Source organism: Methylobacterium sp. WL6, assembly GCF_008040095.1.
Lineage (GTDB): Bacteria > Pseudomonadota > Alphaproteobacteria > Rhizobiales > Beijerinckiaceae > Methylobacterium.
The window spans coordinates 1-12,030 of the sequence record NZ_VRVH01000133.1 but is presented as its reverse complement, the minus strand read 5'-3'; the positions used below and the strand labels follow the sequence as shown (position 1 = coordinate 12,030).

Annotated in this window: 13 protein-coding genes; 4 read left to right on the top strand and 9 right to left on the bottom strand. The window is 71.8% G+C overall.

What is annotated here, in order from left to right:
• Positions 1-232 precede the first annotated feature (232 nt).
• From FV230_RS16910 to tatC, 3 genes are all read left to right on the top strand, one after another.
• Positions 233-508: a twin-arginine translocase TatA/TatE family subunit gene (locus FV230_RS16910; protein ID WP_147727044.1), complete on the top strand. Its 276-nt coding sequence runs from the start codon at positions 233-235 to the stop codon at positions 506-508.
• Positions 509-607: 99 nt separating this feature from the next.
• Positions 608-1,159, top strand: a complete 552-nt coding sequence (gene tatB, locus FV230_RS16905) for a Sec-independent protein translocase protein TatB (protein WP_147727045.1) — start codon at positions 608-610, stop codon at positions 1,157-1,159.
• Positions 1,160-1,162: 3 nt separating this feature from the next.
• Positions 1,163-1,963: a twin-arginine translocase subunit TatC gene (gene tatC / locus FV230_RS16900; protein ID WP_147727046.1), complete on the top strand. Its 801-nt coding sequence runs from the start codon at positions 1,163-1,165 to the stop codon at positions 1,961-1,963.
• A gap of 128 nt (positions 1,964-2,091) precedes the next feature.
• On the opposite strand, the gene FV230_RS16895 is transcribed toward tatC, so the two are convergent.
• The 9 genes from FV230_RS16895 to FV230_RS16850 form a co-directional block, all read right to left on the bottom strand.
• On the bottom strand, positions 2,092-2,859 hold the full coding sequence (locus tag FV230_RS16895; RefSeq protein WP_147843223.1) for a DUF1223 domain-containing protein: 768 nt from the start codon (positions 2,857-2,859) through the stop codon (positions 2,092-2,094).
• Positions 2,860-2,863: 4 nt separating this feature from the next.
• Entirely contained in the window at positions 2,864-3,865 is a 1,002-nt protein-coding gene (locus tag FV230_RS16890; RefSeq protein WP_147843222.1) for a lipid A biosynthesis lauroyl acyltransferase, read from the bottom strand.
• 113 nt (positions 3,866-3,978) lie between these two features.
• Positions 3,979-5,001, bottom strand: coding sequence for a zinc-binding dehydrogenase (locus FV230_RS16885; RefSeq protein ID WP_147843221.1), 1,023 nt, complete (start codon positions 4,999-5,001; stop codon positions 3,979-3,981).
• Positions 5,002-5,396: 395 nt separating this feature from the next.
• Positions 5,397-5,687: an SH3 domain-containing protein gene (locus FV230_RS16875; protein WP_147843220.1), complete on the bottom strand. Its 291-nt coding sequence runs from the start codon at positions 5,685-5,687 to the stop codon at positions 5,397-5,399.
• A 2-nt stretch (positions 5,688-5,689) separates the two neighbouring features.
• The gene (locus FV230_RS16870; RefSeq protein WP_147727051.1) at positions 5,690-6,457 is read right to left on the bottom strand and encodes an SDR family oxidoreductase; all 768 of its coding nucleotides are present in this window, start codon (positions 6,455-6,457) and stop codon (positions 5,690-5,692) included.
• Complete coding sequence (locus FV230_RS16865; protein ID WP_147843219.1) at positions 6,454-7,737, bottom strand: beta-ketoacyl-ACP synthase; 1,284 nt, start codon at positions 7,735-7,737, stop codon at positions 6,454-6,456. Before FV230_RS16865 ends, FV230_RS16870 begins: the two co-directional genes overlap by 4 nt.
• A 64-nt stretch (positions 7,738-7,801) precedes the next feature.
• Positions 7,802-9,064: an aminopeptidase gene (locus FV230_RS16860; RefSeq protein ID WP_147843218.1), complete on the bottom strand. Its 1,263-nt coding sequence runs from the start codon at positions 9,062-9,064 to the stop codon at positions 7,802-7,804.
• 58 nt (positions 9,065-9,122) lie between these two features.
• Positions 9,123-9,416 carry a DUF2218 domain-containing protein gene (locus tag FV230_RS16855; protein WP_147727054.1) on the bottom strand — a complete coding sequence of 98 codons (294 nt, stop codon included), beginning with the start codon at positions 9,414-9,416 and terminating at the stop codon, positions 9,123-9,125.
• 321 nt (positions 9,417-9,737) lie between these two features.
• Positions 9,738-11,201 (bottom strand): FAD-binding oxidoreductase, encoded by a 1,464-nt coding sequence (locus FV230_RS16850; RefSeq protein ID WP_147843217.1) that lies wholly within the window; start codon positions 11,199-11,201, stop codon positions 9,738-9,740.
• A gap of 156 nt (positions 11,202-11,357) precedes the next feature.
• Here FV230_RS16850 and FV230_RS16845 point away from each other — a divergent pair.
• The coding region (locus FV230_RS16845; protein WP_147843216.1) for a fumarylacetoacetate hydrolase family protein at positions 11,358-12,030 on the top strand (673 nt) is incomplete at its 3' end.

Here is a 12,030-nt window from a genome sequence, read left to right as displayed (position 1 = left end):
GGGCGCCCGCGACGGCCTCGACCTGCCGCTGGCCCGTGCGCAATTCGCCGCGGCCCTAGCGCAGGCCGCCTGACGGGGCGCGGTCCCCGCATGGGATTGCCGGGGCGATCCGGGTTTGACCGCTTGTGTTAACCCGGCGCGGTCCCTAGGTTCTGCCCGAAATTCAACCGCGGACACGTGCCGACGCGGACACGTCTCTCACGATGCGTGACTCGTGGCGCAGGAGGTTGCCATGGGCAGCATGAGTATCTGGCACTGGGTCGTCGTCGCCGTCATCGTGATGCTGCTGTTCGGCCGCGGCAAGGTCTCGGACCTGATGGGCGACGTCGCCAAGGGCATCAAGGCGTTCAAGAAGGGCATGGCCGAGGACGAGGCGCCGACGCAGGCCGCGACCCCGCCCGTCGCCCCGGCCGAGCCCGTCCGCACCATCCCGCACGCGGGCGAGACCAGCCCCGGCACCGCGATCCCGGCGAGCCACCTGCCGCAGGGCGAGCGCAAGCCCGTCTGAGGAGGCCCGGGCCCGCGCCCCCGCGTGGGGGCACGGCTCATTTCCCGAGGCCCGTCGGCGCCGTGGCGACGGGCCCGAGGCTGCAGGACCGTCGACGACATGCTGGACATGAGCTGGGGGGAGGTGATGCTGATCGGCGGCGTCGCCCTCATCGTCATCGGGCCGAAGGACCTGCCGAAGGCGCTGCGCACCGTCGGGCAGGTGACGCGGAAGGTCCGCCGCATGGCGGGCGAGTTCCAGATGCAGTTCAACGAGGCGATCCGCGAGGCGGAGCTCGACGACGTCCGCAAGGAGGTCGACGGCATCCGCGACACGGTGCGGGGCGCGAGCGGCGGCTTCAACCCGGTCCAGACCATCCGCGACGAGCTCAAGGGCGCCGTCGAGGCCCGCGCGCCGAAGCCGAGCTCGGCGACGCTGGCCGATGCCACCGCGCAGCTGAAGGCGGCCGAGAGCGCGGCCCCGACGACCGGCGGCGCCTACGACGTGCCGAAGGCCCTGGAACAGCCCGTCGCCCAGCCCGTCGCGGAAGTGCAGGCCGCCCCCGAGCCGCTTCCCGTCCCGGGCTCCGTCGACGACCCCTACGGGCCGGCCCCGGACCCGACGCCCGCGCCGCACGGCCCGGCCCCCTCCGCACCGGCCGCAGGCCATTAAGCGATGATCGACCAGACGGACGAGGCCGAGATCGAGGCGTCGCGGGCGCCGCTCCTCGACCACCTGATCGAATTGCGCGCACGGCTGATCAAGTCGCTGATCGCGTTCGTGATCATGTTCTTCGGGTGCTTCTTCTTCTCGCGCGAGATCTACAACATCCTCGTCCACCCCTACGTCTCGATCGTCGGGGTCGAGAACGCCAAGCTGATCGCGACGCACTTCCTCGAGCAGGTCTTCACCAACATCAAGCTCAGCGTCTTCGGCGCGGCGTTCCTCGCCTTCCCGGTGATCGCGACGCAGATCTACGCCTTCGTCGCCCCGGGCCTGTACCGCAACGAGCGCAAGGCGTTCATGCCCTACCTCGTCGCCACGCCGGTGTTCTTCGTGCTCGGCGCGCTGGTCGTGTTCTTCCTGGCGATGCCGCTGCTCATCAAGTTCTCGGTGTCGCTGCAGCAGGTCGGCGTCGCCGGCGAGCCGACGATCGCGCTGCTGCCGAAGGTCGACGAGTACCTCTCCCTGATCATGACGCTGATCTTCGCCTTCGGCATCGCCTTCCAGCTGCCGGTGATCCTCACGCTGCTCGGGCAGATCGGCATCATCGACGCCAAGTTCCTGCGCGAGAAGCGGCGCTACGCGATCGTCCTCGTCTTCGTCGCCGCCGCAGTGCTGACGCCGCCCGACGTGATCTCGCAGCTCTCCCTCGCGCTGCCGATGCTGCTGCTCTACGAGGCCTCGGTGTTCTCGGTGTCGCGCATGGAGACGCTGCGCGCCCGCCGCCGCATCGCCGAAGGGCTCGACCCGTAGGACCGAGCCGCGACGCCGGGCGTCGACGACGACGGGGCATGACCCGGCTGCGGGTGAGGCTCGATTGTGAGGATCCCGGGCGGGGCTTGCTCCGGTTCGAGGCTCCGTGCCGCAGCGACCGGGCCCCTTCAGAGACCGGGTCCTTTGGCGGCGCCGAATATCCTGGCCGGCCGACCGCCGACCGTCCCCTGAACCACCACGACCCAGGCATCCGCCTCCGCGACGCGGGCCGCCGTTCGGGGCACCTCGAACCGCACCGCCTGGCCGGTCCAGGGCCCGAGGCGCTGCAGGCCGCGCACGACGTTGACGTAGGTGGCGGTTCGGCCGCGGTTCTCGCCGCCGCCGATCGCGACCGGGCGGCTGCGCAGGACCGGAACCAGCCAGACGTCGCCCTTCAGATCCGCCTTCGGTACCGGCTCGGCCCCGATCTCGATCAGGATCCGCTCGTCGCGCTCCTCGCCGCGGACCGGCACGGGGAGACCGCCGCGGGCGTTCGCCTCGCGCAGCAGCTTCTCCAGGGCGGCCCTGTCCGAGGCGACGGTCGAGGCCGAGCCGTTGATCACGGCCTGGGGCGTGAACATCTGGCGCGCGCCGTGCACGCCGGAATAGGCATGCTGCCGCTCGCCGAACGGGCGCTGGGCCAGGGTGTCCTTCCAGCCGAGATAGTCCCAGTAGGTCACGGGAAGCGTCAGCGCGAGGATGCCGGGCTGGCGGGCGAGGTCGCCGATCACCGGATCGGCCGAGCGGCAGGCGGCGCAACCCTGGCTGGTGAACAGCTCGACCACCGCGCGCAACGGCTCGGCCGCAGCCGGACCGCACGGCAGGCCGGCGGCCAACGCCGCGAGCAGGACGCGGATCGGGACGAACGCGTGGGAACGAGCGTGGGTCGCCGTCATCGCCTCAGGAGAGCGCACGCGACGCCGGCTGGGAAATCACGTTGGCTTGAGGCTCGGCGACCTCGGTCGCACGCGCCTTCGGCAGCATGTTCGGCCGCCAGCGCCGGTGCATCCACAACCACTGCCCGGGATTCTCGCGCACCCAGCCCTCGACGATCGCGGTCATCGCCTGCATCGCGCCGGCCACCGCGATCTGCCCGTCCGCGTCGCGCGGCAGGTCGAGGGGCGGGGTCAGCTCGAGCCGAAACCGGCCGTTCGGAAGGCGCACCACGCGCGCGCCGTGCACCGGGCAATCGTAGTGGCGGGCGAGCTTGGCGAGCAGCGGGTTCGCCAGGCACGGACGCCCGAAGAACGACACCACGACGCCGCGGGTGAAGTGCTGGTCGATCAGCTGCCCGAGATGGCCGCCGCGCTCGACCACGCCCTGCATCGCGAAGGCGCCGCCCGGCCCGGAGGCGGCGAGCCCCCCCATGGTCTTGCGCCGGACCTCCTGCACGAGGCGCGCCGCGGCCGGGTTGTTCGGCGCGCGGAACACCGCGGTGGTCTCGAGATCGAACTTCGCCGCGCAGATCGCCGGCAGCTCCCAGTTGGCGAGATGGGCCGAGAACACGAGGCCCGGGCGGCCGTCGTCGCGCAGCGCCAGGAAATGCTCCAGGCCCTCGACCTGCATGCGCTGGGTCGCGGGGTCGGCGGGGTCGAAGTCGAACAGCGTGTCGAGATGGGCGTACTCGGCGCCGGTGCGGCCGAGATTGTCCCAGGCGGACCGCGCGATCCCTCGGATCTCGGCCTCGGACGCGTCGGGGAAGGCGGCGCGCAGATTCGCCAGCGCCGTACGGTGCGAGGGCAGCCAGGGCCCGAGCGCGCGCAGCAGCGCGCCGCCGGCATCCCCCGCGCGCTCGGGGCCGAGGACCCGCGACAGCCAGAACACCGCGCGGATCAGCGGCAGCATCGCATAGCCGGCGAGCCGCGGCAGGTTGCGCTTCAGGGTCAGGGCGAGGCGCAGCAACGGGTCACTCTCGGGTGGGAGGCGTCCCGTCGAGGCGGGGCGCGGGCGCGGCGGGCGACGCCGCGCGGGAAGCTCCGCGGGCTTAGATCATTTCATCGCGACAGGGGAGGGCGTCAGAAGCTCACGAGGATCTTGCCGAAGACCTTGCGCGATTCCAGCCGTTCGAGCCCCTGCGCGAAGTCCGCCAGAGGATAGACGGTGTCGACGACGGGGCGGATGCCGTCGGCCATCTTGTCGAGCGATTCCGCAATGTTGGCGAGCCGGCAGCCGAACGAGCCGATGATGCGGTATTGCTGCTGGAACAGCTGCATCAGGTTCATCGTCGTCGAGACGCCCGAGGTCGAGCCGCAGGTCACGAGGCGGCCGCCGCGCTTGAGGCAGAGCAGCGAGCCGTTCCAGGTGTCGGGGCCGACATGCTCGAACACCACGTCCACGCCCTTCCGCTTGGTCAGCCGGCGGACCTCGCCCTCGAAGCGCTCGGTGCGGTAGTTGACGACGTGGTCGGCCCCGAGCGCGGCGGCCTTGGCGCCCTTCTCGTCGTCGCCCACCGTCGTGTAGACGGTGCAGCCGATGGCCTTGGCCATGCGGATCGCCGCGGTGCCGATCCCTGAGCCTCCGGCATGGACCAGGATGCTCTCGCCGGGCTCGAGCTTGGCGTTGTCGAACAGCATGTGCTGCACCGTGCCGAAGGCGATGCCGGCGCAGGCCGCGTCGGTGAGGCTGACCGCGTCGGGCACCTTGACGACGAGCCGGGCCGGCATGGTGACGAACTCGCGGGCGAAGCCGTCGATGTGGAAGCCCATCACCCCGCCGACATCCTCGCAGAGGTTGTCGCGGCCCTCGGTGCAGGCGCGGCATCGGCCGCAGGTCATCGCGCCGTAGAGCACGACCTTGTCGCCGGCTTCGAGCCCCTCGACGCCCTCGCCGAGCTCGGCGATCTCGCCCGCGGCCTCGGCGCCGACCGTCAGCGGCAGACGCCGCTTGGCGAAGGCCATCCCGCGAAAGCCCCAGACGTCGATGAAGTTCAGGCCGACCGCGCGGACGCGCACCCGAACCTCGCCGGGACCGGGGGGAGGGGGCGCCTCGACCTCGGTCAGGCGCAGGTCGCGGTCGCCGAAGAGTTGCAGGGCTTGCATCGGATGACTTTCAAACGCTTGGCCGACCCCGCCCGGACCTCGGCCGATCCCAATCACGCCCGCATCCCGAGGTGCTCGCGCCAGCGGGGCTCGTAGGAGCCCTCCAGCGGGCGGAGCGATCCCTGGAGTTCTCCTTCGAGGCCTCCGCTTCGCTCCGGCACCTCGGGATGAGGGTGCGGGGTGGCCGTAACATATCTCATCCGTCCGCAGCACCAGCGCATGGCGGTGCGACAACGCCGAGATCGTCACGGGCTGCCGCGTCCTGCTCGCCACGCCATTCCTCGAGGCGAGGATCGAGACCGACGAGATGCAGGGATGGGTCGTTCGATTCCGCATCGCTTGGAGCCCGAGCTGCCATCACATCGGCCTGCGCGACCGAATCCGTGACGGGGATCTCATTCCGGTGCTAGGTAGCGCCGCCGCGCCCAGCCCAAGACCCGGCCGACCTTGACCCGGCACCACGTCGTGCGGCTCGGCGTGTCGTTGGTGCAGCCGACGACGAGCGCGCGGGCGCGGATCTCGCCGACCACCTCGGCCGCCGGGTCGGGCTCGGCGCGGATGCTCAGCGTCTCGCCGCGCGGCAGGCCGTCAACGCGGTACGGGACCGGATCGGCCCGCACCGCACCGGCGCCGAGGTGAAGCAGCAGGCCGGCGAGGGCCGGACGGACGAGGAGGGAGGCGCGCATGATCAGCGGTGGACGCCCATCATCGCCGTCAGGCCGCCGTCCACCGGCAGCACCGCGCCGGTGACGTAGGCGGCGGGATCCGCCATCAGGAAGGCGGCCAGCGCCGCCACCTCCGTCGGGTCGGCGAAGCGGCCGGCGGGAATCTGGCGCTCCATGCCGGCGCGGTGGGCGGCGTATCCGGCCATCATCGGGGTGTCGACGAAGCCCGGGGCGATCACGTTGACGGTGACGCCGCGCTTGGCCGACTCGATCGCCAGGGTGCGGCAATAGGCGATCAGCGCACCCTTGGTCGCCGCATAGGCCGCGTTGCCGGTGTTGGCGCGCAGCGCCGCCACCGAGCCGATCGCGACGATGCGCCCGGCCCGCGCCCGGATCATCCCGCGCACGAGGCTCTTGGCGATCCGCGTCAGCGAGAAGAAGTTCACCTGCATCAGGGCCTCGGCGCGCTCCTGATCGAGCATCGCGGCGAGCGCGTCGTAGGATTGGCCGGCATTGTGGACGAAGCCGTAATAGCTCTTCGCCTCCGCCGCCTCGCAGAAGGCGTCGAGGGCGCCGCGGTCGGCGAGATCCAGCGGGATCGCCTCGAAATCCGCGTCGGGATGGCGGTCGCGCAGCTCGGCGAGCAGGGCCTCGGCCGGCGCCTGCGACGCGCGGAAGGTGAAGTCGACGCCGTGCCCGGCGGCCGCCATCGCCCGCACGATCGCCGAGCCGAGGCCCGAGGCGCCGCCGGTGACCAGGATGCGGCGAGCCGCGGTCGGTGCCGCGCTCATGCCGGCTCGGACCCGAGCACGAGGCAGGTGTTCTGGCCGCCGAAGCCGAACGAGTTCGACAGGACGCGCGCCACGGGCAGGTCGCGCGCCGCGGTGACGATGTCGAGCGGGATCGCCGGATCCGGCACGGCGTAGTTGATCGTCGGAGGAATGCGCCCGTGCCGGATCGTCAGCAGCGAGATCACGGCCTCGATCGCCCCGGCGGCGGTCAGCGTGTGGCCGAGCATCGACTTGTTCGAGGTCACCGGGATGCGCGCGGCGGCGTCCCCGAACACCGCCATCAGGCCCATCGCCTCCATGCGGTCGTTCTCGGGCGTCGAGGTGCCGTGGGCGTTGACCGTGTCGACCGCCTCCGGCCCGATCCCGGCATCGTCGAGGCTGGCACGGATCGCCGCGATGATCGGCGCGCCGTCGGGGCTGGAGCGGGTGCGATGGAAGCCGTCGCCCTTCTCGCCGCAGCCCAGCACGTAGCCGAGGATCGTCGCGCCGCGCGCGACGGCCGAGGCCGCGTCCTCGAGTACGAGCGCGGCAGCGCCCTCGCCCATGACGAAGCCGTCGCGGTTCTTCGAGAACGGCTTCGAGGCGGTCTCCGGCGGGTCGTTCTGGGTCGACAGCGCCGAGAGCAGCGAGAAGCGGATCAGCGATTCCGGGTTCACCGAGCCGTCGGTGCCGATGCAGAGCGCCGCCGTCATCTCGCCGCGCCGGATCGCCTCGACGCCGAGCTGGATCGCGGTGGCGCCCGACGAGCAGGCGGTGGAGAGCGAGATCGGCGAGCCCTTGGTGCCGAAGCGGTCGGCGATGCGGTCGGCCACCGTCCCGAAGATGAAGAGGTCGTGCCACGCGTCGAACTTGCGCGAGGCCGCCGCGTGCTGCAGGCCGGCATAGGTCACCGGCCCTTCGCCGCCGCAGGCCTCCGCCAGGGCCTGGCGCTGCGGCCATTCCATCTCGACCGGCGGCACTGCGATGAACAGGGCGCCCGGGAAGTCTCCGGCCGCGGCGATGCCGGCCTGCGTCACCGCCTCCTCGGCCGCCACGCGGGCGAAGCGCTCGGAGAGCGCGGGGGCGACCAGCGGATCGGTGTCGAGGAAGTCGACAGTGCCGGCGATGCGCGTGCGCAGCCCGTCCGTCGGGAAGCGCGCGATCGCGTGGATGCCGGATCGCCCCTGCGTCAGGGCGGTCCAGGTCGCGTCCTGGCCGTGCCCGAGGGAGGAGACGATGCCGAGACCGGTGACGGCGACGAGCGGGCGACCGCGGGCGTCGCGATGGGAATGTCCTGCCATGGCGCCGTCTTAATCGGTTTTTTTCGGCCGTGCATCCCGCGGCGTGACGGACCGGGCTCGGCCGTCAGACCCACTCGCCGCGGCGCATCACCGGCACGGACTGCCCGTCGGCGGCGATGCCGTCCACGTCGACCTCGGCCGAGCCGATCATCCAGTCGATGTGGATCAGGCTGCGGTTGGCGCCGCGTGCCGCGAGGTCGTCCTCCGAGAAGTCCGCGCCACCGCCCACGAAGCATTTCGAGTAGGCTTGGCCGAGGGCGATGTGGCTCGCGGCGTTCTCGTCGTAGAGCGTGTTGTAGAACAGCAGCCCCGATGCCGAGATCGCCGAGGAAGCCGGCACCAGCGCGACCTCGCCCAGGCGGCGGGCGCCCTCGTCGGTGTCGAGGACGCGGGCCAGCACGTCGGCGCCCCGGGTGGCGGCCGATTCGACGATGCGGCCTTCCGAGAACCGCACCTGGATGCCCTCGATCAGGGTGCCCTGGTACGAGAGCGGCTTGGTGCTGGCGACGTGGCCCTCGACCCGCGCCCTGTGCGGCGTGGTGAAGACCTCCTCGGTCGGGATGTTGGCGTTGCAGGTGATGCCGCTGCGCGAGGTCGCCGCGCCGCCGCACCATTCGTGGTCGTCGGCGAGGCCTACGGTGAGGTCGGTGCCCGGCCCCCGGAAGCGGATCGCCGAGAAGCGGTGTCCGTTCAGCCTGTCCTTGCGCGCGTGGAGGTGGGCGTTGTGCGCGGCCCAGGCGGCGACCGGATCGGGGCCGTCGACGCGGGAGGCGGCGAACACCGCATCCCAGAGCTTGGCGACCGCCTCCGCCTCGGGGAGGTCGGGGAACACCGTGCGGGCCCAGGCCGGGGTCGCGGCCGAGACGATGGTCCAGTTCGTGGCGAAGTTGGCGATCAACTCGAGCGCCGGCACGTAGGCCTTGGAGCGCGACCGGTTGGCGCGGGCGACCTTCTCCGGATCCTGGGCCGACAGCAGCGACGGGTCGTCGCCGCTGATCGCGAGGCGGGCGGCGCCGTTGCGGTAGGCCTCCGCCATGCCCGCATAGAGCCACCCGGCGGCTGTATCGAAGGCCGCGTCGGAGGCGTGGGCGAAGCGCGCGAGCGTCGCGGCGTCGTCGCCGAGCAGGGTCGTCACCAGCGACGCCCCGGCGCGGTAGGCCTCGGCGGTGATGGCACGCGCCAGCGGCAGCGCGTCGAGGGGCGCGGTCAGGACAAGCTCCTGCCCGGGCTGGAGGTTGAGCCCGACCCGGACCGCAACCGTCGCGAGCCGGTCGAGCCGCTCCTCGTGCGCCGACCTCGCGACCGGCGGCTCAGCATGCGCGTTCATCGCGACCCCTTCGAAACGTCCGATCCTGTGGTGCAAGATCGGTGCGGGGTCCATCGAGTCAAGCGGCGCGGGACCAGGTGATCTCGCCGAGGCTCTCGCGGAAGGCGAAGCGCATCAGGTGGTCGGAGACGACGTTCTCCAGGCGGGTCAGCCCGGCGGGATCGGACGTGGCGATCCGCATCAGCAGGGCGTCGGGCTCGGCGTCGAAGGTGCAGACGCGGTCCTCGCTGAACGGCACGGTGCCGTGCTCGGGGGTCGCCGAAACCGGGAACTTGTGGCTCCAGTGGCGGCAGAGCTGCTGCAGGTAGCGGCTCGCCTCGGCGGTCTGCACGCGGGCCTGAGAGGTGGGCATCTCGATGGTCTCCTTGAAACGTCTCGTCGCGAGCCGGCCGTCGCCTTCGCGACTGCGAAGGCAGGCGGGGACCCAAGCAAGTGCCGGACCCTGGCGCCGGGCGCCGCGACCGGGGTTGACGATAAAACGCAACCTCAGCCGTTAACGCCCCGCTAACGCAGGGAAACCCGCACGCTCCCGGTCTTCTCCCGACCAGTCGCGATTCGAACCTTGGACCGGCCGGAGAGCCGATTTATGGCGCGATGCGTCATCGCATCATGGCAAGACATGGTGCGTCGCACAATCGAAATCCAGCCGGCTCGGCACTCCGCGGCGGTCGGCTCAGGGCAGGGCGGGCTGCGGATCGCCGGAGAGGGCGACCACCTTGCCCGGGTTGAGCCGGTCCTGCGGGTCGAGGCCGGCCTTGATCGCGCGCATCAGGTCGAGGGCGACCGGGTCGGCGTAGTGCTGCAGCTCGTCGCGCTTGATCAGGCCGACGCCGTGCTCGGCGGCGATCGAGCCGTCCATCGCGGTCACGATGTCGTGGACGATGCGGTTGAAGTCCGCCCAGGTGCCGAGGAACGCGGCCTTGTCCATGCCGACCGGCTGGCTCAAATTGAAGTGCATGTTGCCATCGCCGACATGGCCGAAGGCGCAGACCCGCAGGCCCGGCATCGCCGCCTCGCAGGCCGCGCTCGCCTGCTCGACGAAGTCGGCGAGCCGCGACAGGGGCACCGACACGTCGTGCTTGATCGAGCCGCCCTCGTAGCCCTGCGCATCCGAGAGATGCTCACGCAAGGCCCAGAGCGCGAGGTTCTGCGCCTCGCTCGCCCCGAGCGTCGCATCCTCCACGAGCCCGTCCTCGATCGCCTCGGAGAGCGCCGCCTCGAGCTCGGCCCGGGTGTCGGCGTCGGGCCGGGCGGAGGCGAGCTCGATCAGGGCGTAGGCGCCGTGCTCGCCCGCGAGCGGGCGGACCGTGCCGGGCATGTGCCGCAGCACCATGTCGAGCCCGACCGGCGGGATGAACTCGAAGGCGGTGAGGTCCCGGTCGGCGCGCCTGCGCAGGCGCGCGAACAGGTCGAGCGCCACGCGGGCCGAGGGCAGCCCGACAAACCCGACCGTGCGCGAGGCGGGCTTCGGGAAGAGCTTCAGCACCGCCTTGGTGATGATGCCGAGGGTGCCTTCCGAGCCGACGAACAGGTGCTTAAGGTCGTATCCGGCGTTGTTCTTGCGCAGAGCCTTGAGGCCGTTCCACACCCGGCCGTCGGCGAGCACCACCTCGAGCCCGAGGACGAGGTCGCGGGCGTTGCCGTAGGCCAGCACCGCGATCCCGCCGGAATTGCACGCCAGCGCGCCGCCGATCCGCGCCGATCCGCGCGAGGCGTAGGAGAGCGGGAACAGCAGCCCGGCGGCGTCGGCCGCGTCCTGCACCTCGGCGAGGATCGCGCCGGCCTCGACCACGATGCTGGCGTTCACCGGATCGAGCGCGAGAACGCGGTTCATCCGCGCAAGCGACAGCACCACGCCGCCATGCGGAACGCCGCCGCCGACGAGCCCGGTGTTGCCGCCCTGCGCCACCACCGCGACGCCCGCCGCCGCGCAGGCCTCGACCACGAAGGCGACCTCCTCGGTCGAGCCCGGCCGAACGGCGGCGAGCGCCGAGCCGCGGTAGAGTTTTCGGGACTCAACGAGATACGGGGCGAGGTCGGACGGGTCGGTCAGAACATGGGCGGCCCCGAGGCGCGCGCGCAGGGCTTCGAGGAGGGTGTCGGCGGACGGGGCCGGGGCGAGGGTGGGTTCGGTCATGATCGGTTCTTCGGCAGGGATTCTCTCGCGGACGCGGCCGCGATGCAAACGCTGCGGGCTGGCATGGACCGGTCGGTGGCCTAAGACTAGCCGCAGCGGGCACCCGGTCCACCCGATGCCCGAACGACGACCCGCCCCTGTCTCACGAGGCACGCCATGCTGTCCGTCATCCCGAACCCGCCCCGCGTCGCCCTGCCGGTCGCCGGCAGCACGGACCTGTTCCCGGTGCGCCGGGTCTACTGCGTCGGCCGCAACTACGCGGCGCATGCCCGCGAGATGGGGAAGGACCCCGACCGCGAGCCGCCGTTCTTCTTCATGAAGCCGGCCGACGCGCTGCAGCCCTGCGGGCCCGAGCCGACGCGGCACCCCTATCCGCCGCGCACCGAGAACTACCATTTCGAGATCGAGCTGGTGGCGGCGCTCGCCAGCGGCGGCCGCGACATCCCGGTCGAGGCCGCGCGCGAACACGTCTACGGCTACGCCATCGGCCTCGACATGACCCGGCGCGACCTGCAGGACGAGGCCAAGGCCCTGGCCCGGCCATGGGACCTCGGCAAGGCGGCCGACCTCTCCGGCCCGATCGGCCCGATCCACCCGGTCGCCGAGATCGGCCATCCGGCGGCCGGACCGATCACCCTCTCGGTCGGCGGCGCCGAGCGCCAGCGCGGCGACCTCGGCGACATGATCTGGTCTGTCGCCGAGCAGATCTCCTACCTCTCGGCCTATTTCGCGCTTGAGCCGGGCGACCTGATCTTCACCGGCACGCCGGCCGGCGTCGGCCCGGTGCGGCGGGGCGAGCGCATGGTGGGGGCGATCGCGGGGCTGGGCG

What these genes read in the sequence shown, in the direction of transcription:
- FV230_RS16870 (WP_147727051.1), bottom strand. Translation starts at nt 6,457, where the DNA reads ATGAGCGCGGCACCGACCGCGGCTCGCCGCATCCTGGTCACCGGCGGC.
- FV230_RS16885 (WP_147843221.1), bottom strand. Translation starts at nt 5,001, where the DNA reads ATGCAAGCCCTGCAACTCTTCGGCGACCGCGACCTGCGCCTGACCGAG.
- tatC (WP_147727046.1), top strand. Translation starts at nt 1,163, where the DNA reads ATGATCGACCAGACGGACGAGGCCGAGATCGAGGCGTCGCGGGCGCCG.
- FV230_RS16855 (WP_147727054.1), bottom strand. Translation starts at nt 9,416, where the DNA reads ATGCCCACCTCTCAGGCCCGCGTGCAGACCGCCGAGGCGAGCCGCTAC.
- FV230_RS16865 (WP_147843219.1), bottom strand. Translation starts at nt 7,737, where the DNA reads ATGGCAGGACATTCCCATCGCGACGCCCGCGGTCGCCCGCTCGTCGCC.
- FV230_RS16875 (WP_147843220.1), bottom strand. Translation starts at nt 5,687, where the DNA reads ATGCGCGCCTCCCTCCTCGTCCGTCCGGCCCTCGCCGGCCTGCTGCTT.
- FV230_RS16910 (WP_147727044.1), top strand. Translation starts at nt 233, where the DNA reads ATGGGCAGCATGAGTATCTGGCACTGGGTCGTCGTCGCCGTCATCGTG.
- FV230_RS16895 (WP_147843223.1), bottom strand. Translation starts at nt 2,859, where the DNA reads ATGACGGCGACCCACGCTCGTTCCCACGCGTTCGTCCCGATCCGCGTC.
- FV230_RS16850 (WP_147843217.1), bottom strand. Translation starts at nt 11,201, where the DNA reads ATGACCGAACCCACCCTCGCCCCGGCCCCGTCCGCCGACACCCTCCTC.
- tatB (WP_147727045.1), top strand. Translation starts at nt 608, where the DNA reads ATGCTGGACATGAGCTGGGGGGAGGTGATGCTGATCGGCGGCGTCGCC.
- FV230_RS16860 (WP_147843218.1), bottom strand. Translation starts at nt 9,064, where the DNA reads ATGAACGCGCATGCTGAGCCGCCGGTCGCGAGGTCGGCGCACGAGGAG.